The 22681-nt window shown below is 61.8% G+C and carries 19 protein-coding genes, 1 tRNA gene and 1 pseudogene; 10 read left to right on the top strand and 11 right to left on the bottom strand.

Translation table 11 applies throughout. From position 1 onward, the window contains the following. Positions 1–2: 2 nt before the first annotated feature. The 4 genes and pseudogenes from thrC to argS form a co-directional block, all read right to left on the bottom strand. Positions 3–1106: a threonine synthase gene (thrC, locus tag ACTAQJ_RS01035; RefSeq protein ID WP_498700106.1), complete on the bottom strand. Its 1104-nt coding sequence runs from the start codon at positions 1104–1106 to the stop codon at positions 3–5. Further along, on the bottom strand, positions 1107–2423 hold the full coding sequence (locus ACTAQJ_RS01030; RefSeq protein WP_431115645.1) for a homoserine dehydrogenase: 1317 nt from the start codon (positions 2421–2423) through the stop codon (positions 1107–1109). It lies immediately after the preceding gene. Continuing rightward, a complete protein-coding gene (gene lysA / locus ACTAQJ_RS01025; RefSeq protein ID WP_498700104.1) occupies positions 2416–3900 on the bottom strand; it encodes a diaminopimelate decarboxylase in 1485 nt (494 codons plus the stop codon). The genes ACTAQJ_RS01030 and lysA overlap by 8 nt, the downstream gene beginning before the upstream one ends. Positions 3901–3904: 4 nt before the next feature. Then, positions 3905–5555: pseudogene (gene argS / locus ACTAQJ_RS01020) on the bottom strand (arginine--tRNA ligase). Between the two features lie 230 nt (positions 5556–5785). On the opposite strand from argS, the gene ACTAQJ_RS01015 reads away from it, so the two are divergent. The 6 genes from ACTAQJ_RS01015 to ACTAQJ_RS00990 all read left to right on the top strand — a co-directional run bounded on the left by ACTAQJ_RS01015 (position 5786) and on the right by ACTAQJ_RS00990 (position 10442). Further along, complete coding sequence (locus tag ACTAQJ_RS01015; RefSeq protein WP_498700102.1) at positions 5786–6262, top strand: FMN-binding protein; 477 nt, start codon at positions 5786–5788, stop codon at positions 6260–6262. Between the two features lie 5 nt (positions 6263–6267). After that, entirely contained in the window at positions 6268–7140 is an 873-nt protein-coding gene (locus tag ACTAQJ_RS01010) for an FAD:protein FMN transferase (protein ID WP_498700100.1), read from the top strand. Next, a complete protein-coding gene (locus ACTAQJ_RS01005; protein WP_498700098.1) occupies positions 7137–8639 on the top strand; it encodes an FAD-dependent oxidoreductase in 1503 nt (500 codons plus the stop codon). The genes ACTAQJ_RS01010 and ACTAQJ_RS01005 overlap by 4 nt, the downstream gene beginning before the upstream one ends. Positions 8640–8759: 120 nt before the next feature. Then, positions 8760–8832: transfer RNA gene (locus ACTAQJ_RS01000), tRNA-Arg, on the top strand. Between the two features lie 207 nt (positions 8833–9039). Next, the gene (locus ACTAQJ_RS00995; RefSeq protein WP_498702132.1) at positions 9040–10056 is read left to right on the top strand and encodes a M4 family metallopeptidase; all 1017 of its coding nucleotides are present in this window, start codon (positions 9040–9042) and stop codon (positions 10054–10056) included. 83 nt (positions 10057–10139) lie between these two features. After that, the gene (locus tag ACTAQJ_RS00990) at positions 10140–10442 is read left to right on the top strand and encodes a protealysin inhibitor emfourin (protein WP_223946383.1); all 303 of its coding nucleotides are present in this window, start codon (positions 10140–10142) and stop codon (positions 10440–10442) included. 16 nt (positions 10443–10458) lie between these two features. On the opposite strand, the gene ACTAQJ_RS00985 is transcribed toward ACTAQJ_RS00990, so the two are convergent. Further along, a complete protein-coding gene (locus ACTAQJ_RS00985; RefSeq protein WP_442003831.1) occupies positions 10459–11427 on the bottom strand; it encodes a GlxA family transcriptional regulator in 969 nt (322 codons plus the stop codon). 81 nt (positions 11428–11508) lie between these two features. On the opposite strand from ACTAQJ_RS00985, the gene ACTAQJ_RS00980 reads away from it, so the two are divergent. Together ACTAQJ_RS00980 and hrpA are read left to right on the top strand one after the other, a co-directional pair. Then, positions 11509–11679 carry a hypothetical protein gene (locus tag ACTAQJ_RS00980; protein WP_223946385.1) on the top strand — a complete coding sequence of 57 codons (171 nt, stop codon included), beginning with the start codon at positions 11509–11511 and terminating at the stop codon, positions 11677–11679. Positions 11680–11931: 252 nt separating this feature from the next. Further along, complete coding sequence (hrpA, locus tag ACTAQJ_RS00975; protein ID WP_498700094.1) at positions 11932–15927, top strand: ATP-dependent RNA helicase HrpA; 3996 nt, start codon at positions 11932–11934, stop codon at positions 15925–15927. A 3-nt stretch (positions 15928–15930) separates the two neighbouring features. Here hrpA and ACTAQJ_RS00970 read toward each other — a convergent pair whose 3' ends face one another. From ACTAQJ_RS00970 to ACTAQJ_RS00960, 3 genes are read right to left on the bottom strand one after another with little or no spacing between them, the layout of a single operon-like run. After that, positions 15931–16359, bottom strand: a complete 429-nt coding sequence (locus ACTAQJ_RS00970) for an HIT family protein (protein WP_431115654.1) — start codon at positions 16357–16359, stop codon at positions 15931–15933. Further along, positions 16356–17552: an NAD(P)-dependent alcohol dehydrogenase gene (locus ACTAQJ_RS00965; RefSeq protein ID WP_498700092.1), complete on the bottom strand. Its 1197-nt coding sequence runs from the start codon at positions 17550–17552 to the stop codon at positions 16356–16358. Before ACTAQJ_RS00965 ends, ACTAQJ_RS00970 begins: the two co-directional genes overlap by 4 nt. Next, positions 17549–18478 carry a sulfurtransferase gene (locus ACTAQJ_RS00960; RefSeq protein WP_498700090.1) on the bottom strand — a complete coding sequence of 310 codons (930 nt, stop codon included), beginning with the start codon at positions 18476–18478 and terminating at the stop codon, positions 17549–17551. The genes ACTAQJ_RS00965 and ACTAQJ_RS00960 overlap by 4 nt, the downstream gene beginning before the upstream one ends. Positions 18479–18575: 97 nt before the next feature. Between ACTAQJ_RS00960 and ACTAQJ_RS00955 the strand changes: the two genes are divergently transcribed. After that, a complete protein-coding gene (locus ACTAQJ_RS00955) occupies positions 18576–19658 on the top strand; it encodes a PLP-dependent cysteine synthase family protein (RefSeq protein ID WP_498700086.1) in 1083 nt (360 codons plus the stop codon). Here ACTAQJ_RS00955 and ACTAQJ_RS00950 read toward each other — a convergent pair. After that, entirely contained in the window at positions 19655–20332 is a 678-nt protein-coding gene (locus tag ACTAQJ_RS00950) for an MBL fold metallo-hydrolase (RefSeq protein ID WP_498700084.1), read from the bottom strand. The two genes, ACTAQJ_RS00955 and ACTAQJ_RS00950, sit on opposite strands and share 4 nt — an antisense overlap. A gap of 94 nt (positions 20333–20426) precedes the next feature. Between ACTAQJ_RS00950 and ACTAQJ_RS00945 the strand changes: the two genes are divergently transcribed. Next, on the top strand, positions 20427–20894 hold the full coding sequence (locus tag ACTAQJ_RS00945; protein ID WP_498700081.1) for a Fur family transcriptional regulator: 468 nt from the start codon (positions 20427–20429) through the stop codon (positions 20892–20894). On the opposite strand, the gene ACTAQJ_RS00940 is transcribed toward ACTAQJ_RS00945, so the two are convergent. Together ACTAQJ_RS00940 and ACTAQJ_RS00935 are read right to left on the bottom strand one after the other, a co-directional pair. Further along, positions 20891–21781, bottom strand: a complete 891-nt coding sequence (locus ACTAQJ_RS00940; protein ID WP_431115661.1) for a metal ABC transporter permease — start codon at positions 21779–21781, stop codon at positions 20891–20893. The genes ACTAQJ_RS00945 and ACTAQJ_RS00940 overlap by 4 nt on opposite strands. Beyond that, positions 21782–22615 (bottom strand): metal ABC transporter ATP-binding protein, encoded by an 834-nt coding sequence (locus ACTAQJ_RS00935; RefSeq protein WP_431115662.1) that lies wholly within the window; start codon positions 22613–22615, stop codon positions 21782–21784. Positions 22616–22681 lie beyond the last annotated feature (66 nt).

Raw genomic sequence — 22681 nt, 5'->3', positions numbered from 1 at the left:
TCTTATTTTTCTTCCAGTCCCAGTTCCGCGGCAACGGTGACGACGTCATTGGAAACCTTGACCGGCTGGACCTCGCTGCCGTCCTCCGTGCGGAGGGCCCACTGGGGGTCCTTCAGTCCGTGGCCGGTAACGGTGATGACGATGGTCTTGCCGGACGGAACCTCACCAGCAGCGTGCTTCTTGATCAGGCCTGCCACGCCGGCAGCAGAGCCCGGCTCCACAAAGACGCCTTCCTTGGAAGAGAGCCAACGGTGGGCGTCCAGGATTTCCTCATCTGTGACAGCTTCAATCAGGCCACCGGATTCATCGCGGGCAGCGATCGCCGTGTCCCATGATGCCGGGTTGCCGATGCGGATGGCAGTGGCGATAGTGTCCGGTTCAGTGATCGGGTGCCCTGCAACGAACGGCGCTGCACCCGCAGCCTGGAAACCCCACATGATGGGTGTCTTGGTGGAGACGGCCGGCAGCGTGCCGTTGGCGGTCTCGAAGGGAGCGGCGTACTCCTTGTATCCCTTCCAGTAGGCAGTGATGTTGCCGGCGTTGCCGACAGGCAGAACATGGATATCCGGGGCATCGCCCAGGGAGTCCACAACTTCGAAGGCACCGGTCTTCTGGCCCTGGATACGGGCAGGGTTGACCGAGTTCACCAGGAAGACCGGATAGGACTCGCCAAGCTTGCGGGCGATGTCCAGGCAGTTGTCGAAGTTGCCGTCCACCTGCAGCAGCGTGGCGCCGTGCGCGATCGCCTGGCTGAGCTTGCCCATGGAAATCTTGCCTTCGGGGACCAGCACAGCGCACTTGAGGCCTGCGGCCGTTGCGTATGCCGCGGCCGAGGCCGAGGTGTTTCCGGTGGAAGCACATACAACAGCTTTGGCGCCGGCTTCGACGGCCGCCGTCATAGCCATGGTCATGCCGCGGTCCTTGAAGGAACCCGTGGGGTTCATGCCCTCGACCTTCAGGTACACCTGGGACCCGGTCAGCTCGGAAAGCTTCTGTGCGTGGACGAGGGGGGTGCCGCCCTCGCCGAGGGTGATGACCTTGGTGGCTTCCGTTACAGGCAAACGATCAGCGTATTCGCGGATTACTCCGCGCCATTGGTGAGCCACTTAGACCCCTTCTACCCGCAGTACGGATGTTACAGAATTGATGACGTCCAGGCCCTTGATGGCCTCGACGGTTGCTGCGAGTGCAGCTTCGGATGCACGGTGCGTCACGATTTTCAGCTCAGCCGACTCAACATTCGAGGCAGAGTCGCGGTGGATCGTTTGACGCATGATCTCGATGGATACGCCGTTCTCCGCAAAAATGTGGGCGATGCGAGCCAGCACACCTGCTTGGTCCGCTACATCCAGACCGATGTAGTAGCTGGTGTTGGAGGCATCAATGGACAGTGCCGGAACATGCCCGGTAGTTGTTTCCGTGCGGCCGGGACCGCCAAGGACCAGGCGCCGGGCAGCGGAGACGAGGTCACCCAACACAGCAGAGGCAGTGGGAGTCCCCCCTGCACCCTGGCCGTAGAACATCAGTTCACCAGCGTTTTCGGCTTCGATGAAGACCGCGTTGAACGCACCGCGGACTGCTGCCAGCGGGTGTTCGCGTGGCAGGAGGGTGGGGTGCACGCGTACCGAGATTCCGCTGCCGTTCGCTGAGGCTTCGATTTTCTCGGCGATGGCCAAAAGCTTGATGACGAAGCCGGCTTCCTTGGCCGAAGCGATGTCCGCGGCACTGACCTTGGTGATCCCCTCGCAGTAGACGTCGTCCAGGGAGAACCTTGTATGGAAGGACAACGATGCCAGGATCGCAGCCTTGGCAGCTGCGTCATGGCCCTCAACGTCGGCAGTGGGGTCAGCTTCGGCGTAACCGAGTCGCTGGGCTTCGGCAAGGGCGTCTGCAAACTGCGCGCCAGTGCTGTCCATCTGGTCAAGGATGAAGTTGGTGGTCCCGTTCACGATCCCGAGAACCCTCGTAATGCGATCGCCGGAGAGGCTGTCGCGGATCGGGCGCAGGATGGGAATGGCACCGGCAACGGCCGCTTCGTAGGACAGCTGAACGCCCGCCTTGTCAGCCTCTTCGTAGAGAGTGGGGCCGTCCTGCGCGAGCAGCGCCTTGTTACCGGTGACAACGCAGGCGCCATTCTGGATGGCAGTGACGATGAGCGTACGTGCGGGTTCAATGCCGCCCATGAGCTCGATGACGAGGTCTGCGTCCTTGACGAGGGTCTCGGCGTCCGTGGTAAAGAGTTCACGGGGCAGTTCGACGTCGCGCGGCGAGTCGATGTTGCGCACGGCAATACCGGACAGCTCGAGGCGGGCACCACTGCGGGCGGCCAGAGCCTCGGCGTCGTCAATAAGAATGCGCGCGACCTGGGCCCCTACATTGCCACAGCCCAGCAGGGCCACCTTCAGGGTTCGCACTTCAGACATTCGCCACTCCCATGTCGCGGTTCAAGAGATCTTCTTCGGTTTCCCCGCGGACAATGAGCCTGGCGGCTCCGTCGCGCACAGCGACAACGCCAGGCCGGGCCAGGTAGTTGTAGTTGCTGGAGAGGGCCCAGCAATAGGCGCCGGTACCCGGTACTGCGAGCAAATCACCGGCTGCCACATCCGCGGGCAGATATACATCTCTAACAACTATGTCGCCGCTCTCGCAATGTTTGCCCACTACGCGGGACAGTTGCGGAGCTGCATCTGAGTCACGGGACGCCAAAATCGCCGAATAATCCGCGTCGTAAAGCACCGGACGGGCGTTGTCGCTCATTCCGCCGTCCACCGACACATACCGACGCGGATACGTAACGTTCTCTGGACCAGTTTCGCTGCCCGGAACGTCAACGCGGACAGTTTTGAGCGTGCCTACCTCATACAAAGTGAACGTGGTGCTCCCGACGATCGCGCGTCCGGGTTCGATGGAAACACGGGGCGCTTCGATGCCGAGCTCCCCGCACTTTGAACGCACGACGGCGGCCATCGCCTGCGCGATTTCGGCTGGAGGCCGGGGGGTGTCCACTGGCGTATAGGCGATACCGTAGCCGCCCCCGAGATCCAATTCCGGCAGGATGATGGAGTATTTGGCCTGCATCGCTGCCTGAAAACCGAGGAGCTTCTCCGCAGCCAGCGCGAATCCGTCCGCTTCGAAGATCTGGGAGCCGATGTGGCAGTGCAATCCCAGGAGCTCCACGCTCGGGTACGACGCCGCGGCTGCCACTGCTTCCTCAGCCGCGGACAGGCCGGCTTCCTCCGTGGAGTCCTCAGCCATGGACAGGCCAAATTTTTGGTCCTCGTGAGCTGTGGCAATGAACTCGTGGGTGTGGGCGTGCACGCCTGGGGTGAGGCGAAGCATGACCTTGGCCGTTTCGCCGCGGCTGGACGCAATCTTGGCGACCCGTTCCAATTCATCGAGGCTGTCCACCACGATGCGGCCCACCCTCATATCCAGTGCCCGATTGATCTCGGCGTCGGACTTGTTGTTACCGTGAAGGCCCAGGTTGGCCCCGGGGATTCCGGCGCGGGCGGCAACAGCCAGTTCACCTCCGGAACAGGTGTCCAGGCGAAGGCCTTCCTCTGCCACCCACTGTGCCACTGAGGTGCACAGAAAAGACTTGCCCGCATAGTAGACATCCACTCCCCCGCAGATGTCCGCGAAAGCGTCGTCGAAGGCGTCCTTGAAGGCACGGGCACGCGCGCGGAAGTCAGATTCGCTCATCACAAAGAGAGGAGTGCCGAATTGCGCCTTGAGATCGCTGACTGAAATCCCGTCAATGGTGACCTCACCGGCGTCGTTCTTCTCCACGCCGGCTGCCCACATCGGTGCCTGAAGGACGTTAAGGTCCTCCGGGACGGCCAGCCAGTCAGGGGTAAGCGGAGAGGCCTGGGGTGAATTTGTTGCGGTGTTTGTGCTCATGGCCTTACATCCGTTCCGGCGCGGAAACGCCCAGCAGTCCGAGTCCGTTGGCAAGCACCTGGCTGGTGGCGTCGTTGAGCCAGAGACGAGTCCGGTTCACGTCCAGCACGGGTTCCTCGCCCAGCGGCGAGACACGGCAGGCGTCGTACCAGCGGTGGTAGGCACCGGCGATGACTTCAAGATGGCGGGCAACGCGGTGCGGTTCGCGGAGCTCGGCTGCTTTGGCCACGATGGAGGGGTAGCTGCCGAGGTAGGAGAGAAGCTCGTTCTCCGTGGCGTGATCCAGCAGCGATGCGTCGAACACAGATCGGTCCACCCCCGCCTCGGCGGCATTGCGCGCTGTTCCCCTGGAGCGGGCATGGGCGTATTGCACATAGAACACTGGGTTCTCGTTGCTGTTCTTCTTGAGCAGTTCCGGGTCCAGTGTCAGCGGCGAGTCGGCAGGGAACCGGGCAAGGGAGTAGCGCACTGCGTCCTTGCCCAACCAGGAAATGAGGTCCTTGAGTTCAATGATGTTCCCCGCGCGTTTGGACAACTTGGCGCCGTTGACGGACACCAACTGTCCAATGAGAACCTCAATGTTTACTTCGGGATCGTCGCCCGCGCACGCCGCAATAGCCTTCAGGCGATTGATGTAGCCGTGGTGATCGGCACCAAGAAGGTAAATCTTCTCGGTGAAACCGCGGTCCTTCTTGGAGAGGTAGTACGCGGCATCGGCGGCGAAATAAGTCGGTTCTCCGTTCGCGCGGATCATGACGCGGTCTTTGTCATCGCCGAAGTCAGTGGTGCGCAACCAAACGGCGCCGCCGTCGTCGAACACATGGCCCTGTTCGCGGAGGCGGGCAACGGCAGATTCAATGGCACCGGCGTCGTGCAGTTCCTTCTCGGAGAAGAAGACGTCGAACTCCACGCCGAAATCTGCCAGCGTTGCTTTGATATCGGCCATCTGTGCCTCGTAGGCAGCGGCACGGATGACCGGCAGGGCAGCCTCGTCCGTGAGTTCACGGATATCGGGGTGCGCTTTGAGTACTTCATCGCCGAGTTCGCGAATGTACTCACCGGGGTAGCCGCCCTCGGGGACGCCCCGGCCGTGGAGGCGGGAAAGAACTGAGTTGGCGAAGACGTTCATCTGCGAACCGGCGTCGTTGATGTAGTACTCGGCGGTGACGTCGGCTCCAGAAGCCCGCAGCACGCGCGCGATCGCGTCGCCCAGGGCGGCCCACCGGGTATGGCCGATGTGAAGGGGACCCGTGGGGTTGGCGGAAACGAATTCCATGTTCACAACATGTCCTGCGAGCGCCTGGTTGGTCCCGTAGGAGGAACCCAGCTCAACGATTGCCTTGGCGAGCGCGCCTGCCGTTGCAGCATCAACGGTGATGTTCAGGAAGCCCGGACCTGCGATTTCCACTCCGGTCACGCCGGCGATTTCCTGCAGGCGGTGGCTGAGGATTCCCGCGAAATCGCGCGGATTCGTACCGGCTTGCTTAGCCAATTGCAGGGCAATATTGGTGGCCCAGTCTCCGTGGTCCCTGTTCTTGGGGCGCTCCACCCGGACGTCGTCGGGGACAGCGGATTCCGCCAAGGCGATTTCGCCGGCAGAGACGGCATCCTTGAAGGCAGGTGGATATGGCAGCAGAGAGTTCTTCGGGAGTCACCCATCCAGCCTACCGGGGGCCCGCGAACTCGAGGAATTAAGGCTCGTTTATGTGGATATCTGGGACACAGCACCTATACATGAACGGCTGGCGGCACTCACAGACTGAACCATTACGCTGATTTCAACGTTGTGAAGACGTAAGAGGTGGCTTTTATCGGTCATCCAGAGACCGAAACCATCCGTTGACCGCATGTTGATCACATCTTGTCCAGTTGAAACGAGCAGAACATGACTACGCCACTCCGCAAGAGCCTCTACGTCGGGTTCGCCAGCGTCTCCATTATCGGGACCGCCGCTGGCTGTGCCCCCACAACGGAAGCCCCGTCAACCCAGACACCCGCTACCCAGAATGGTGGCCAGGCTTCCACTGGCAGCCCTTCTGCCTCCACTTCGGCTGGGAATGGTGGTTCCACGTACAAGGACGGCACATACAGCGCGGACGGAACATACACATCGCCGAACGGCCAGGAGACGGTTGGCGTCGAGCTCAAGCTGGCCGGGGACAAGGTGTCGGCTGTAAACATCACCGTCCACCCCTCCAACCCCAATACCAAGAAGTTCCAAGGAGAGTTTGCCAGCGGTATCGCCGCGCAGATCGTCGGCAAAGACATCGACGAACTCAACGTTTCAAAGGTGGCCGGTTCTTCCCTTACCTCCGGCGGCTTCAACGATGCCGTGAAGCAGATCAAGTCCCAGGCAAAGTAGCAGCCATGCCGCATCCGGGCTGGAGCCGCTTTAGCTTCGAAGGGATCGGTACGCACTGGGAGATTTCGACGTCGTCGATGCTTGCGCCGGACGTGCAGCGCCAACTGCTGGCAACGGTGGCGGATTACGACCACACCTATTCGCGGTTCAGGCCGGATTCCCTGGTGTCCGCTCTGGAGCGCGGTCCCGGCAGCATTTCCTTGCCCGGGCACTCTGTAGCCCTCCGCGACGTCTACGAGGCGCTGTACCGGATCAGCGGCGGCTCCATGACACCCCTGATCGGCAGTAGCTTGAACCGTCTTGGTTATGATGCGGGCTACACCCTGGTTCCTTCAGGCGCCCCTGAGGGTGCTGCCAAGTGGGAAGACGTCCTTGAGTGGTCCGGAACCACGGTGTCGAGCAAGGTTCCGCTGGTCTTGGACGTTGGCGCCGCAGGAAAAGGACAGCTCGTGGACCTGCTCGGTGAAGTCCTCCGTTCAGCTGGTTACCTGGACTTCCTGGTGGATGGCAGCGGGGACATGCTGCATACCGGAAGCATGCCGGTCACTGTGGCCTTGGAGCATCCCTATGATCCTAAGCAGGCGATCGGCACCGTGGAATTGGACAATTCCGCCCTCTGCGCTTCCGCCTCCAACCGACGGGCCTGGGGCGACGGGCTGCACCATGTGTTGGATGGAATCACGGGGCAACCCATCCAAACCACAGTGGCCACGTGGACCATGGCCGCGAGCGCGATGGTGGCAGATGCCTTGGCCACGGCACTCTTCATGGTGGAACCGGCTGCCCTTGAGGCTGAGTTCGATTTTTCCTGGCTCCGGGTGTTTTCGAATGGGACTGCCACATTTTCGGGTGGCTTTGAGGGGAGACTGTTCACATGAATGCCATGAAGTCGCGATTGGACACCTGGTTGGGCCGATTCACCATGTACCGCTTGATTTTGTGGGTTCTCGGGGTATTGGTGGCCTACAGCCTGCTCTTGAACGTCTTGGGGTGGCTGACCTTCGGGCTGCCACAGATGCTGGTTCACGTGTGCCTGTGCCTGGGGCTTACCTATGGATCGAACCGCCTGCTGGCTTTGCTTTTCCGAACCACGCCACATTCGGAGTCTTCACTTATTACTGGCTTGCTCCTCTATTTCCTGTTCTGGCCCACATTCGTCCCCACTGACATGCTGGGCGTTGCTTTGGCTTGTGTCCTTGCCAGCGCTTCGAAGTATGCTTTGGCTTTTCGTGGGCGCCACATTTTCAACCCGGCGGCTGCAGGGGCTTTCATCACGGGCTTGACCGGACTGAACATAGCCACGTGGTGGGCCGCAACGCCTGCCATGTTGTGGCTCCTCGTTCCTGGCGTCCTGGCTGTCCTGTACCGCACACGGAAAATGCTGATGGCAACAGTTTTCCTGCTGGTGGCCACCGGCATCGTCTGTGGCGAATTGTTGGGCCGGGGCATGACCTTCGGCCAGGCCCTGTGGCAGCCGTTGGCTCAGCGCCCCCTGCTCTTCTTTGTCGGCTTCATGCTTACCGAGCCGCTCACGCTCCCTCCACGCCGGTGGCAGCAATTGGCGCTTGCCGGCGTCGTCGGCGTTATCTTTGCGGTTCCTTACAACGTGGGCTTGGTGGCCAATTCCCCTGAACTCGCGCTCCTGGTGGGGAACCTCATCGCCTTCTTCCTGGGCCAGCGGGGCCGCGTGGAACTGACATTCAAGGGATCCCGGGCCCTGACACCGGGGACCAAAGAGTTCCGCTTCGAGCCACGGCGCCCCGTCCGCTATGCGGCCGGGCAATTCATGGAGCTGAACCTTCCGCATTCGGGGTCCGACGGCAAGGGCCGCCGCCGCGTCTTCAGCATCACCAGCGCCCCGGGTGCTCCGGAACTGACCTTCGGCGTTGGAACTGCCGAGCCCTTGTCCACTGCCAAGAAGACGTTGTTGGCGCTGAAGCCTGGTGACATGATTTCCGCCACAGCCGTTGGCGGAGACTTCGTGCTCCCCCGCGACGCCTCCACACCGGTCCTGCTGATTGCCGCAGGTATCGGCATCACGCCTTTTCTTTCCCACCTCGCGTCCGACGCCGCATCCCGCGACACCGTGGTCCTTTACCTTGCCCAAGGGAGCGATGAACTCGCCGCTTGTGAGCAATTGGAGGCATCCGGGGCAAAGGTGATCGCCCGGCTCGCGGATGGCTCCACTCCCCCCGATTTCATGCACGACGCCGGCACCTCCAGGATCGATGAACAGCGCCTTAAGGAGCTGGTACCGGACATCGGGGCCCGCGAGGTTTATGTCTCCGGTTCCCCGGCCAGCGTGGACTCCCTGCGTGCCGCGGCGCGAGGTGCAGGTGCACGGCGGGTACACGTTGACTCGTTTGCCGGGTACTGAGCTGCGGGTACCGCAGCGCCGTAAGGTGCAGGGCACTAAAGATCATGGCCGCGTTTTCTTTTGGGGCTCGGTGGCTGCTAAGCTCTAGGACGTCCCACCGGCAACGGAGGGAACCCCGATGCCCTCGTAGCTCAGGGGATAGAGCGTCTGCCTCCGGAGCAGAAGGCCGTAGGTTCGAATCCTATCGAGGGCACACACGATACCCCGCCAGTCCAACTGGCGGGGTATTTTTTGCGTTCCAGCTCGCCTCCGGCCGCCGCAACCCGGGTCGCCGCTATCAGTTCAGGGCTTGCCGGGCGAACACCCCAAAATTGTCAGCCCCCGCTCCTAGGCTGATCACAGTTGCCAGTCGCCAAGAGCCAAAGGGGTTGCCGTGATTTGTTCAATCGTTCCGCCTTACATGCTTCGAAGGATTGCCGCCCAGAGTGAACCACGGCTTTGGGCCGTTGCCCGTGCCGCAAAGGAATCACTCCTGCACATCAAGGACCTCCAGGCGGTTCGTGCCGCCCCGGCGCCCTCTACTCCCCCCAGTGCAATGGCAGCAAAGCCCGGCCCGCCAAAGCGCACCATCTACGATGCCGACACCTCCGAAAACCTGCCCGGCCGGGTAGTCCGCAAGGAAGGCACTGCCCCTATTGGGGACGCCGCTGCCGATGAGGCCTATGACGGTTTGGGCAGCACGCACCGACTGTATGCCGAGATCTTCGGCCGGGATTCCATCGATGGCGCCGGCCTGGCCCTGGACGCTACCGTTCACTACGGCAATCTGTACGACAATGCCTTTTGGGATGGCAACCAGATGGTCTTCGGGGATGGCGACGGGGAGATTTTCCAGCGCTTCACCAAGTCCGTCAGCGTCATCGGCCACGAACTGGCTCATGGGGTCACGCAATTTACGGCAGGGCTCAATTACCGCAACCAGGCAGGCGCCCTGAACGAGTCCATGTCAGACGTCTTCGGTGTCCTTGTGGAGCAGTACCTGAAAAAGGAAACTACCGAGCAAGCAAGCTGGCTGATCGGGGAAGGCCTTTTTACCGACAAGGTCCAAGGTGCGGCCTTGCGCTCGATGAAGGCCCCGGGCACCGCATACGACGACGACATCCTGGGCAAGGACCCGCAGCCGGACTCCATGGACACGTATGTTCGGACCAGTGCAGACAACGGCGGAGTACACATCAATTCGGGCATCCCCAACAGGGCGTTCTACCTTGTTGCCTCCGAGCTGGGTGGCAACGCATGGGGTGTGCCTGGGCAGATCTGGTATGGGACACTCACCAGCGGGTCGCTGACGCCAGCTTGCACTTTTGGCAAGTTCGCCAAGACCACTGCGGCCACCGCGGAAGAACTTTTTGGCGTTGGCTCCGTAGAGCATGACGCCGTCCTGAAGGCGTGGGAGACTGTGAAGGTCAAGGTTTAGACCAGCCGGCGGGACCGTCCGGCCCCGGGTAGTCCCGCCGTCATTGGCCTGCCGCCAGTACGTCAAACGAGAAGTAGCCGGTCATGAAAATCACCGTCCAGCGCAGTGGGGGCATAGCCGCGATGACACGCGTCTGGAGCGTGGAGGCAGTGTCTGATGATGACAAAGAGCGCTGGATGCCGATCGTTGAGGCATGTCCCTGGGACGAGGCGAAGAGCCAAGCCAGGACTGTGAACGAACCGGATCGGTTCATGTACTCCATCAGGGCAGGCCAACGGCGGGCGACGCTACCCGAGCGCGCGGTCACCGGGCCCTGGCAGGAACTGGTGGAGTGTGCCAAGGCTGAAGGTTCCGAATCCCGTGGCCGCCTGGGGGCCCGCCGCTAGATTGCCGGGCCCACTGCTAGATCGCCTCGGCCAACTGCCCGCGGAAGGCCCTTCGGTAACTCTGGGGACTCGTATCCAACACCTTCGTGAAATGGTGGCGCAGCAGAACGGAATGCCCGAATCCTGCTTCCCGCGCGATCTCATCGATATTCAACTCCGTGGACTCCAGGAGTTCCTGGGCCCGCAGGACCCTCTGGGAGTTCAACCAAGCCGCAGGTGTGGTCCCCGTTTCCGCCCTGAAGCGGCGTGCGAATGTTCTGGGCGACATATGCAGCCGAGCAGCCAACTCGTTGACACTGTGTTCTTCGTCGAGGTGTTCAACCATCCATCGCAGGAGTTCCTCCATTGGCGCTGAACCGCAGCGGGGCATTGGCCGGTCAATGAACTGGGCTTGGCCGCCGTCGCGATGGGGCGGGACTACCATGTCGCGGGCGATCGCGGCAGCTACGTTGGCTCCCAGCTCTACACGCACAAGATGGAGGCATGCGTCGATTCCGGCGGCAGTTCCTGCGCTGGTAATGATGGTTCCGTCCTGTACATAGAGGACGTTCTCATCCACCACTGCTGCAGGGTAGCGACTCGCGAGGTCCTGAGAGTAGTGCCAGTGGGTGGTGCATCGGCGCCCATCAAGCAGCCCGGCCCGTGCCAAGGCGTAAGCGCCTGAGCAAATGGACATCACCCAGGCGCCCCGGGCGTGAGCGGCCCGGAGTGCATCCAGGACAGGCTCGGGGATCTCCTGGTCCCGCCCGAAGGGAGCCATGATCACCAGGTCCGCATCGGCCGCAGCTTCCAGGCCGTGGTTGACGTGCAGCGAGAGCCCGGACTTCATGCGGATGTCTCCCGGCTCCGGTGCGCACACCCTGAAGTCGAAAGCAGGTACGCCTGCACCGCGGTCGGACCTGTCGATGCCGAAGACCTCAAAGGCTGTGCCGAACTCGAAGATCGAGAAGTCGGGAACAACGATGACGGCGACTGATTTCAACATATCTCCAGTGTGGCAGAAAATTGTCTAAATGGGGCATTTCTGCCACTGTTTCTTAGCTGCCGCCAAGAGAAGACTGAAGGCATGGAAATTTTCGGAATCATCCTCTTCATCGTCCTTATCACCGCCGTCGCAGCCACCGTGACCGCCCTCCTGAAGGACGGACGCGGCCACAACCCACCCATCAACTCCAAGGAACCCTGGAGCGCCTTCGACGCTCCGAGCACTCCCTACTGGAACCCGCGAATCTACTAGCGGCCCGCCAGCCCACTGAAAGCAGTCAGCCAAGGCCTGTCCATCCGACGCCCGTCCTTCACGGAATCCACCAGGATTTCCTGAACGACGGGCGTCCCTATGCCCGCCTCTCTATGCGCGCGGCTTGCAGTAGTTCACCTGGCGGGCAGCGATGAGGCTGCCGGACATCTGGGCTGCCGGATGGATGAGCTGCCGGACATGTGACAGGGACAGCGGACGTTGACGGGAAGCCACAGTAGACTGGCAGCAGCCATGACACTTCATATTTCCTACCCCGCTGAGCTGCCGGTATCCGAGCGCCGCGAGGATCTGATGGCGGCGATCGCCGCAAACCAGGTGACCATCATTGCCGGCGAAACCGGCTCGGGCAAAACTACCCAGATCCCCAAGATGTGTTTGGAACTGGGCCTGGGCGACAAAGGCCTGATCGGCCACACGCAGCCGCGACGACTGGCGGCCAGGACAGTGGCAGAGCGCATCGCGTCCGAGTTGGACGTCGAGATCGGCCAGGAAGTTGGCTTCCAGGTCCGGTTCACTGGCGAGGTCAGCGCATCGACCAAGATCAAGCTCATGACCGATGGCATCCTCCTGGCAGAGATCCAACGGGATAAGCTCCTGCGCAAGTACAGCACCATCATCGTTGACGAGGCCCACGAGCGCAGCCTCAACATCGACTTCATCCTGGGCTATCTGAAACGGGTACTCCCTCAGCGCCCGGACCTGAAAATTATCATCACCTCGGCCACGATCGATCCTGAACGCTTCGCCAAGCACTTTGGCACGGAGGAATCCCCCGCCCCCATCATCGAGGTTTCCGGCCGCACCTACCCGGTAGAGATCCGATACCGGCCCTTGTCACAGCCTGCCGGCGCCGACGAAGACGGGTCCGATGACGAACTTGAAGAGGACCGGGACCCGCTGGATGCGGTCTGTGACGCCGTGGACGAACTGGCAAAGGAAGCACCGGGCGATATCCTCGTGTTCTTCTCCGGCGAACGGGAAATCCGTGACGCTGCCGAGGCCATCAATGGGCGCATCCAGACCAACCGACGCCTCGCCGGCACGGAAGTCCTGCCCCTCTTTGCCAGGTTGAGCCTGCAGGAGCAGCACCGCGTATTCAATCCCGGTGGAAAGCGGCGCATCATCCTCGCCACCAACGTGGCCGAAACCTCACTGACTGTCCCCGGCATCAAATACGTGATCGACACCGGCACGGCCCGCATTTCGCGGTATTCGCACCGGACCAAGGTCCAGCGCCTGCCCATCGAACGTGTATCCCAGGCCTCAGCCAACCAGCGATCCGGACGGTGTGGCCGCGTTTCCGAGGGCATCGCCATCCGACTCTACTCAGAGGAAGACTTTGAGTCCCGTCCGCAGTTCACGGACCCGGAAATCCTGCGGACCAACCTGGCCGCCGTCATTCTGCAGATGACGGCCATGGGCGTTGCCCGCGGTCCCAAGGATGTTGAGAACTTCCCGTTCGTCGAACCGCCTGATTCACGCGCCATTAACGACGGCGTCACCCTCCTTCGCGAGCTCGGCGCCCTCAGCCCGGCAACTTCGAGCACGCCTGCGTCCAAGGATCCCCGCGGTAACCGTCGGAGCGGCAGTGGCCTGACCGCCGTCGGACAGAAACTGGCCCAGTTGCCGGTCGACCCAAGGCTCGGCCGCATGATTGTCGAAGCCGGCAAGCGCGGTTGTGTCCGCGAAGTGATGATCCTGGCAGCAGCCCTTACCATCCAGGATCCGCGCGAACGGCCCACCGACAAGCAGCAACTCGCCGCCGAGAAGCATGCGCGGTTCCGCGATGAGAACTCGGACTTCACTGGTTTCCTTAACCTCTGGAACTACATCCAGGAAAAGCAACGCGAGCTGTCCTCAACGCAGTTCCGCCGTCTGTGCCGCAACGAATTCATCAACTATCTTCGCGTCCGGGAGTGGCAGGACCTTTTCACCCAACTCCGCCAACTCGCCAAGCCCTTGGGTATCACGCTGGACAATAAGCGTGAAGCTGATCCCGTAGGCAACCACGAGGGAATCCACATCAGCCTGCTGTCAGGGTTGCTGAGCCACATCGGCCTTCTTGATGAGCGCAAGCGCGAATACGCCGGCGCCCGTGGCAGCCGCTTCGCGATCTTCCCCGGTTCTGCCCTGTTCAAAAAATCGCCTGCATTCGTCATGGCCGCCGAGTTGGTGGAAACCAGCCGCTTGTGGGCACGGGTCGCTGCCAGGTTCGATCCCTTGTGGGTGGAGCAGGTAGCCCCGGACCTCGTGAAGCGCTCCTACAGCGAGCCGCATTGGTCCTCCCGGCAAGGGGCTGTCATGGCCCACGAGAAAGTCACGCTGTACGGCGTGCCCATCATCCCGAACCGTCGGGTCAACTACGGCCGCATCGATCCGGAATTGTCCCGTGAACTCTTCATCCGCCACGCGCTGGTGGAAGGCGAGTGGAAGACCCATCACAAATTCTTCCACCGCAACCGCGCGCTCCTGCAGGAGATCGAGGAGCTTGAAACCAGGATGCGCCGGCGGGACATCCTGGTGGATGACCAGACCCTCTTCGAGTTCTATGACGCCCGGGTTGGCAGGGACGTCGTGTCTGAACGGCATTTCGATAAATGGTGGAAGGAGGCCCGCCAAACCGATCCAACGCTGCTGGACTTTGATCAGTCGCTTTTGATGAGCGAGGACGCCGAGGCCCTCGATGATTCTGCCTACCCCAAGACGTGGCTGCACAAGGGCTTCGAACTTCCACTGAGCTACGAGTTCCATCCTGTGGCTCCTGGGTCTGCTCCGAATCCTTCGGACGGTGTCACGGCTGAGGTTCCGGTGTTGTTCCTGAACCAACTGGACGACGCACCATTCCGGTGGCAGATTCCGGGACAACGCGTAGAACTGGTCACGGCGCTTATCAAGTCCCTCCCCAAGCAGGTTCGGAAGAACTTTGTGCCTGCCCCTGACGTCGCCCGTCAGGCTACGGAGGCCTTGGAAAGAGACTTCGATCCTGCCGCCGACGAACTCGAGCCCTCCTTGGAACTGGTGCTTCGCCGGCTCCGCGGACACGTCATCCCACCAGGATCATGGAACTGGGAAGGCGTGCCTGCCCACCTTCGCGTGAGCTTCAAGGTGGTGGACAACAAGGGCAAGGTCCTGGACGAAGGCAAGGACCTCGCCCAACTGCAGGAAAAGCTGGCCCCGGCCACGCGTCGGGCAATCGCCGAATCGCTCGGTGCTACACCCGCGACGACGGCCCCCGGCAAGGGTGGCACAAGAACCGGGGCGCCCGGCACCTCAAACGGCAAGACCGCAGGTTCCGCGGCAGGGACCGTCAGCCGCCCTGACGTCCGCGCCGGTGTCGGCCCAGCCCATGGGACAGTGGCCGAACGCACTGGTATCACCGAATGGGACTTCGGGACCGTGGAACGCCAGGTAACCCGAACGGTCAAGGGCCACGCCGTTACCGGCTACCCGGCGATCGTGGATGAGGGTACGTCTGTAGCCCTGCGCGTGTTCCAAAGCCAGCAGGAGCAGGAAGCGGCCATGCGGGGTGGCGTGATCCGACTCCTGGCACTTCGGATTCCCTCACCGGACCGCTACGTGCTGGAGCACCTCAGCAACACCGAAAAACTGACGTTCAGCCAAAACCCGCACGGCTCCGTCAGTGCCCTGATCGCTGACTGTGCCCTCGCCGCGATCGACAAACTGACGCCCGAGGCGCTGCCGTGGGATAAGGAAGCCTTCGATGCGTTGTATGAAGTGGTCCGCGCTGAGCTGATCGATACCGTATTTACGGTGACGGCCGTCGTCGAACGCATTCTGGCGAGCACGCGCCGGATCCAGAAGCAGCTGAAGTCCAGCGCCAGCCTGCCGCTCATCAGCGCCCTCAATGACATGAAAAGCCAACTGGAGCAGTTGGTCTTTCCGGGCTTTGTGGCACAGACGGGCTACGCGCAGCTGAGCCAGCTTCCGCGGTACCTGCAGGCTATCGAGAAGCGACTCGAGAAGCTTCCGGGCAACGTTCAGCGCGACGGATTGAATATGGCTATCGTCCAGGCGCTGGAGGACGACTACGACGACGCCGTGTCAGCGCTCCTCCCAGGACGCCGGGCAGGTGCGGAATTAACACGGGTGCGTTGGATGATCGAGGAACTGCGTGTAAGTCTGTTCGCCGTCGAGTTGGGCACGGCGTACTCTGTCTCCGAGAAGCGCATCCGAACGGTGCTGAACCAGGCCTTGGCGCCGGCCTGACGGCTAGTCCTCAGGTACGAAGTCCCCGTGGCCGGCAGCCCGCAAGGCCCCGCGCAGCTTCACAGCCGTGGCATCCATGACGGCAGGATCCGGATTATGGTCCACGTTGTGTACCTCAAAGTCCGCCATCGAATAGGCGGGCCAGATGTGCACATGCAAGTGGTCCACCTCGAAACCTTCCATCAGGACACCTACGCGCTTGGCGCTGAAAAGCTCCTCCTGAACCTTGCCGATCCTCTGGGCAACGTCCATGACCTTGGCCAGAAGCTCCTGGCTGGCGTGCGTCCAGGAATCCACTTCCTCACGAGGCACCACCAGTGTGTGTCCCGGCGTGATCGGAGCGATTGTCAGGAAGGCTACAACGTCCTCGTCCTTCCACACGAAACGCCCCGGGATTTCCCCGTTGATGATTTTGGTGAACAGCGTGCTCATGCATCTGCCCTTTCTGACGGTTCCTGAAGTGTTGCGGTGTCCAGTACAAATCGGTACTTTACGTCGCCGGCCACCATACGGTCGTAGGCTTCGTTGAGTTGTTCGGCCCCTACGATCTCAATGTCGCTGGCAACTCCATGCGCGGCGCAGAAATCAAGCATTTCCTGGGTTTCCTCGATCCCGCCAATCAGCGAACCTGCATAGGCCAGGCGGCGGCGTATGAGCAGCCCCGGGCTGACGGGCGGCATGTCATCAGCCGGGAGCCCAAGCTGGAAGAGAGCCCCATCAAGCCGCAGCGTGCGGAAGTAGGGGTTGAGATCGTGCGGCGCCGCAACGGTGTCAATGATGACATCGATACTGCGGTTCGCACCCGCCATGGCCTCAGCGTCCTTGGACAACACCACATGGTCCGCTCCGAGTTCCCGTGCGGCGTCGAACTTCGCTTCAGAGGTGGTGAACACGGTAACCTCCGCGCCCATTGCCTTGGCGATCTTGACGGCCATATGGCCCAAGCCGCCCAATCCCACTACTCCCACCGAATCTCCCTCTTCGACGTCGAAATATCTCAACGGCGAATATGTGGTGATTCCGGCGCACAACAGAGGAGCGGCTGCTGCGGCGTCCAAGGCTTCAGGAATACGCAGCACGAAGCGCCGGTCAACCACCACCGACGTCGAATATCCGCCTTGGGTTACTGCGTCGCCATTACGCGGGTCCGCCACTCCATAGGTGCCAACATTGCCCCGTTCGCAATACTGCTCCAGCCCATCCAGGCAGCTCTCGCACTCCCGGCAGGAATCCACCAGGCAGCCAACACCGACACGGTCACCCGGAGCAAAATTCTGCACAGCAGGACCCACCCGCGTTACCCGGCCGACGATCTCATGGCCCGGAACCAGCGGATAGGGCGGCAAACGCCATTCGCCACGTGTTGCATGAACATCGGAGTGGCAAAGACCGCAAAACTCGATCGCAATCTCCACATCGTCTTCCTTGGGCGCACGGCGCGCGACAGTCAGCGGTACCAACCCGCTGTCCGGGGAAGTGGCGCCAAACGCGGCCGCGAGTGTGGAACCTGCCGGATCCGATGACTGCGCAGGAACAGGCTTCGCTGTGTCCAGGGGAATTGGCTTCGCTGTGTCCAGAGGAATTGGCTTTGCCAGGGGCGGGGGCACGGGACGTCCAGGGGTCATGATCCGACGCTACTCCCGGCAGCGGTGCTCTTGCCACTTTGGCCGAGGGCGCCAGGAGCATCCTCAGCGTTCCCCACATAGTCGTCCTCGAATGGTGCACTGCCAACGGCCACGGGATTCGCGGCATTGTTTGACCATTGCGAGAACGACCCAGGAAAGAGTGCCGCAGTGTGTCCGGCAATTTCCAGGGCGGCAACCTGGTGAGCAGCCGTGACGCCGGACCCTCAATAGACCGCAACGTTGCCCGGGCCATCCGCTCCCAATCCAGCGAAGCGCCTGCGCAATTCCTCCGCTGACAGGAACCTTCCTTCCGCCGTGAGGTTTTCGGTGGTCGGTGCGCTGACAGCGCCCGGAATGTGTCCGGCACGGGGGTCGATCGGTTCGATTTCGCCCCTGTAACGTTCCCCGGCGCGCGCATCCAGCAGCAGGCCCTGCTCATGCCAATGCGCAGCTTCCTCCTCGGCTATCGTGGGCATTTTGCCCTCGGTCAGGGCGACATTCCCGACGGCGGGCGTCACCTCGCCTGCCTCCACAGGGTGACCTGCCGCACGCCAGGCGGCCAGTCCGCCGTCGAGCAGGTAGACGCTTTCCACGCCTGCGTTCCTCAGCATCCACCAAGCGCGGGCCGCGGCCATACTGCCGCTGTTGTCGTAAGCAACCACGGTGTCGCCGTCGTTGATCCCCCAGCGCCGCGCGGCAAGCTGGAAGCGATCAAGAGAGGGAAGGGGATGCCGGCCCAGGGCAGGCTGTGCGTGGTCCGCGAGTTCGCTGGGCAGGTCCACGAAAACCGCTCCTGGCAGGTGGCCTTCCAAGTATTGGCTGTGCCCATCCGTCCTGCCCAGGACCCAACGCACGTCCAGGAGCACGGTGCGCTCCCCCGCCGCGAGCCGCCGGTGTACTTCGGACGCGTCCATCAGAATGGTCATCTGCTCTCCTTCAGCTAAGCCTGCGTGGGCGCTCTGCTACCCATGCCAGTCTTCCAGCCTAGTCTTGTGTTCCACACCCCGCCGGTACGCTTGTCCGGTGAGCAATTCATGCATTCAGGACAGGGTTTGGGCCAGCGAGGCCATCCGCAAGATCGAAGCTGAGAACAACCGTTCGGCAGATACGCACCTCTACGCAGTCCCACTGCCCGAGCATTGGGGAGTGAATCTCTACCTGAAGGATGAGTCGACGCACCGATCAGGCAGCCTCAAACATCGCCTGGCCCGTTCACTGTTCCTCTACGGCCTGGTCAACGGCTGGATCACGGAGGGCACCACTATCGTGGAAGCGTCCAGTGGCAGCACCGCGGTCTCCGAAGCCTACTTCGCCCGCCTCATTGGCCTGCCGTTTATCGCTGTCATGACCAAGACCACCAGCCCGGAAAAGATCGCCCTCATCGAGGAATTCGGGGGCGCCTGCCTCTTGGTGGACCACGCTTCAGAGGTATACGCCGTGGCGGAGGAGACGGCGAAAACGTCCGGCGGCTACTACATGGACCAATTCACCTTCGCCGAGCGCGCCACGGACTGGAGGGGCAACAACAACATCGCTGAATCAATCTTCCAGCAGCTCTCCCTGGAAGAGCATCCGGTTCCCGAGTGGATCGTGGTGGGCGCGGGAACCGGCGGCACGAGCGCGACCATCGGTCGCTACCTGCGATACAACAGGCACCGCACTTGCCTGGCAGTGGTGGACCCGGAGAACTCTGCGTTCTACCCGGCATGGCGCGATGGCGATGCTGCCGCCGCCACGGGTTTGCCGTCCCGCATCGAGGGCATCGGCCGTCCCCGCGCGGAGCCGAGCTTCGTCCCGGCTGTCATCGACCACATGATCCAAGTTCCCGATGCCGCCTCTGTGGCGGCCATGCGACACCTGCGCAAGCTCACCGGATTGCATGCAGGGCCCTCTACGGGCACCAACCTTTGGGGCGTCTGGCAACTCGTGGCCCAGATGGTCTCGGAAGGGCGAAAGGGAAGCATCGTCTCGCTCATGTGCGACGGCGGCGACCGCTACGTCGGCAGCTATAACGACGCCGCTTGGCTGGCCAGCAAAGGACTGGACCCTGCGCCGTATGAAGCGGTCTTGGAGCGCTTCCACGAAACCGGTGCGTGGACCGGTTAAACCTCTACTGACTCACGCGGTGCGAGCCGAGTATAGGTGGTTCCATAACGGGCACCGATCCGTGTGACGTGGCCTTCCACGATCCCCCGGCCCAGCTCGTTAAGCAGACCATCATGGACGGGGAACGCTTTGGGCGCGCGGACAGAGATGACAAAATCCACCACTTCCCCCACTTTGGACCATGGCGCATGGATGGGCACCAGGAGCGTCTGGACGTTGATACCGTCCGGAACCACGAATGAATCACCGGGGTGGAAGACGTTCCCATCCACCAGGTAGCCGATGTTGGACACCACGGGAATCTGGGCATGGATAACGGCATGCTGGCCGCCGAAGGTTCGCACCGGGAACCCCGCTGCCTCGAAATCGGACCCCGGTTCGACCGTATGGATGCGGTTGGCCAACGTTTCGGATCCAGCTGCGTCCACCTCTGCATCCTCGGTGAGGGACTTTGCAGCACCTGCTGGCGCATAGACCTCAAGGGAAGAGTTGCTGCGCAGGGCCGCCAGCACGGCCGGCCGATCAATATGGTCGTTATGCTCATGGGTTACAAGGACAGCATGCGCGCCTGCCAACGCTTCTTCAGACTCAGAGAAGGTGCCAGGATCGATGACCAGGACCTGCCCGTCTTTTTCCAGCCGAACACAGGCATGCGTGAACTTGGTGAGCTTCATGGTGACAGCCTAGGGGCGGCCGCCGACAGTTTCCAAGCCTCCCCTACTGGTAAAATTGGGGTTTGCCAGCGTTTCCAGGGAAGTGAGTCTTTCAATGCCACAAGGCACCAATTCCGCCACGACGGGCCCAGCCTCGCCGGCGGCAACAGGCGTCAAGGAGCAGCGCGTCACCAAGCAACGCCTTGCCGTCAGCGCCGCGCTGGATGAATTGGACGACTTCGTCAGCACCCAGGAACTGTACCGCCTCCTGCAGAACAAGGACATCTCCGTATCCCTTGCCACGGCCTACCGCATCCTGCAGTCACTTGCCGACGACGGCCTCATTGATGTCCTGCGCAACGGGGAGGGCGAAGCCGTCTACCGCCGCTGCACCGTCACTGGACACCACCACCACTTGCTTTGCCGGAACTGCGGCAAGGCTGTGGAAGTTGAGGCCCCCGCGGTTGAGACCTGGGCGGCCCGCACAGCCGCTGAGCATGGTTTCACCGAGGTGGCGCACACCGTGGAGATCTTCGGACTGTGCCCTGAATGCACAGCCAGGAAGGCCGCTGGAAAGCTCTAAAGAGCGCCGGCAGGCTGCTCCCGTGATACGCGGCCGTTGAGGCCACGATTGGCCCGCACCCGCCCGATCACACGGCACACTACGTAAATAAGGAATGACAACGTGGTGACATAGGGGCTGATGGGTATCCGGCTGCCAAGGGCAAGCAGAATTCCACCCACGGTGGCAGCGGTCGCAAACACAACACTCAAAAGCACCACCAGGCGTGGCGACGTGGTAACCCGGAGTGCGGCAGCGGCCGGTGTGATGAGCAGCGCCAAAACCAGCAGTGCGCCCACAATTTGGATGGACAAAGCCACACTGACCCCCAGCAGCACCATGAAGCCGATCGCCAGGCCGCGAACGGGAACACCACGCGCTTCAGCCATTTCAGGGTCCACGCTGGCAAAACTGAGCGGGCGCCAGATCGCCGCGAGGGCAATCATCACCAGGACCGCCGTTCCCGCCAGCGCCTGAAGTTGGACAGTGTCCACGGAAACGATCTGCCCGGTGAGCAGTCCGAATTTGTTTGCGGCCCGGCCCTCATAAAGGGCAAGGAACAAGATGCCCAGGCCCAGCCCGAACGGCATGATTACGCCAATGATCGAGTTCTTGTCCCGGGCCCTCACACCCATGAGTCCCAGCAGCAGTGCCGCAGCCACTGATCCGATCAGCGAGCCGAAAATGATATCGGCACCGATCAGCAGGGCAAAAGCCGCACCTGCAAAGGACAGTTCAGAGATGCCGTGGACGGCGAAGGCCAGGTCCCGCTTCATCACGAACGTGCCGACGAGTCCGCCGAGAAGTCCCAGGACAGCCCCGGCCCAAATTGAGTTTTGAACGAGTGCCAGCAATTCGCCGTAGTTCTCAAAGTTGAAGATGGTCTGCAGGATTCCATTCAGGTCCATTTAGAACTCCTGCCCAGCCGTGGCGTGCGCGTCGTCATGGAAGTGCGTGGTCGCGTCCGGAAGCCCGACGACGACGATCCTTCCGTTGGTGTGGATGACTTCCACGTGGCTGTTGTACAGCTCGGACAAAACTTCGGTGGTCATCACTTCCTGTGGCGTCCCCACGCGGAAATGGCCGCCGGCCAGGTAGAGCACGCGATCAACGTAGTCGATCACGGGATTGATTTCGTGGGTTACGAAAACGACGGCACTGTTCCGGGCATGGCATTGTTCGTTGATGAGTGAACTGACGCCCTGCTGATGATGCAGGTCCAAGGACAGCAACGGTTCATCACAAAGGAGCACCTGCGGTTCGGTAGCCAGGGCCTGGGCCACCCGAAGCCGTTGTTGCTCCCCACCGGATAGCTGCCCCACCGGCACTTTCGCGTAGTCCGAGGCTCCCACCAACTCCAGCAGTTCATCGATCCGCTGGTTCACCTTCTTTGAAGACAACCGCATACCCCATCGGTGGCCGTCAATGCCCAGCCCTACCAGGTCACGTGCACGCAAAGGCGTATCCGGCGCGAAGGATTTTTGTTGGGGAATGTAACCGATCCGCTTGCTTCCCCGCTCCACCGGATGCCCGCCCAAGGCAACCGTTCCTGATTTCAGTTCCTGAAGCCCCAGCAGGACCTTCAGGAAGCTGGTCTTACCGCTGCCGTTGGGTCCGAGGACGGCAAAGAACTCCCCCGGATGTATGTCGAGATCAAGATCGCGCCAGAGTGTCCTCTTGCCGAACTGAAGGCTCGCTCCGCGGAGGCTCACTACGGGTGTCAAAAGTCGTCCTCGATTCATGCGTTGCTGGCGAACGCAACTAGTGGTGGCACCTTACAGTGGCGCCTGTGCTGGTACAGGATTCTG

The organism is Arthrobacter sp. alpha11c, assembly GCF_054149985.1.
The sequence above is the reverse complement of the archived record's forward strand: the minus strand, read 5'-3'. Positions and strand labels throughout refer to the sequence as shown.

What these genes read in the sequence shown, in the direction of transcription:
- ACTAQJ_RS01030 (WP_431115645.1), bottom strand. Translation starts at nt 2,423, where the DNA reads ATGTCTGAAGTGCGAACCCTGAAGGTGGCCCTGCTGGGCTGTGGCAAT.
- lysA (WP_498700104.1), bottom strand. Translation starts at nt 3,900, where the DNA reads ATGAGCACAAACACCGCAACAAATTCACCCCAGGCCTCTCCGCTTACC.
- ACTAQJ_RS01015 (WP_498700102.1), top strand. Translation starts at nt 5,786, where the DNA reads ATGACTACGCCACTCCGCAAGAGCCTCTACGTCGGGTTCGCCAGCGTC.
- ACTAQJ_RS01010 (WP_498700100.1), top strand. Translation starts at nt 6,268, where the DNA reads ATGCCGCATCCGGGCTGGAGCCGCTTTAGCTTCGAAGGGATCGGTACG.
- ACTAQJ_RS01005 (WP_498700098.1), top strand. Translation starts at nt 7,137, where the DNA reads ATGAATGCCATGAAGTCGCGATTGGACACCTGGTTGGGCCGATTCACC.
- ACTAQJ_RS00995 (WP_498702132.1), top strand. Translation starts at nt 9,040, where the DNA reads ATGCTTCGAAGGATTGCCGCCCAGAGTGAACCACGGCTTTGGGCCGTT.
- ACTAQJ_RS00990 (WP_223946383.1), top strand. Translation starts at nt 10,140, where the DNA reads ATGAAAATCACCGTCCAGCGCAGTGGGGGCATAGCCGCGATGACACGC.
- ACTAQJ_RS00985 (WP_442003831.1), bottom strand. Translation starts at nt 11,427, where the DNA reads ATGTTGAAATCAGTCGCCGTCATCGTTGTTCCCGACTTCTCGATCTTC.
- ACTAQJ_RS00980 (WP_223946385.1), top strand. Translation starts at nt 11,509, where the DNA reads ATGGAAATTTTCGGAATCATCCTCTTCATCGTCCTTATCACCGCCGTC.
- hrpA (WP_498700094.1), top strand. Translation starts at nt 11,932, where the DNA reads ATGACACTTCATATTTCCTACCCCGCTGAGCTGCCGGTATCCGAGCGC.
- ACTAQJ_RS00970 (WP_431115654.1), bottom strand. Translation starts at nt 16,359, where the DNA reads ATGAGCACGCTGTTCACCAAAATCATCAACGGGGAAATCCCGGGGCGT.
- ACTAQJ_RS00965 (WP_498700092.1), bottom strand. Translation starts at nt 17,552, where the DNA reads ATGACCCCTGGACGTCCCGTGCCCCCGCCCCTGGCAAAGCCAATTCCT.
- ACTAQJ_RS00950 (WP_498700084.1), bottom strand. Translation starts at nt 20,332, where the DNA reads ATGAAGCTCACCAAGTTCACGCATGCCTGTGTTCGGCTGGAAAAAGAC.
- ACTAQJ_RS00945 (WP_498700081.1), top strand. Translation starts at nt 20,427, where the DNA reads ATGCCACAAGGCACCAATTCCGCCACGACGGGCCCAGCCTCGCCGGCG.
- ACTAQJ_RS00940 (WP_431115661.1), bottom strand. Translation starts at nt 21,781, where the DNA reads ATGGACCTGAATGGAATCCTGCAGACCATCTTCAACTTTGAGAACTAC.
- ACTAQJ_RS00935 (WP_431115662.1), bottom strand. Translation starts at nt 22,615, where the DNA reads ATGAATCGAGGACGACTTTTGACACCCGTAGTGAGCCTCCGCGGAGCG.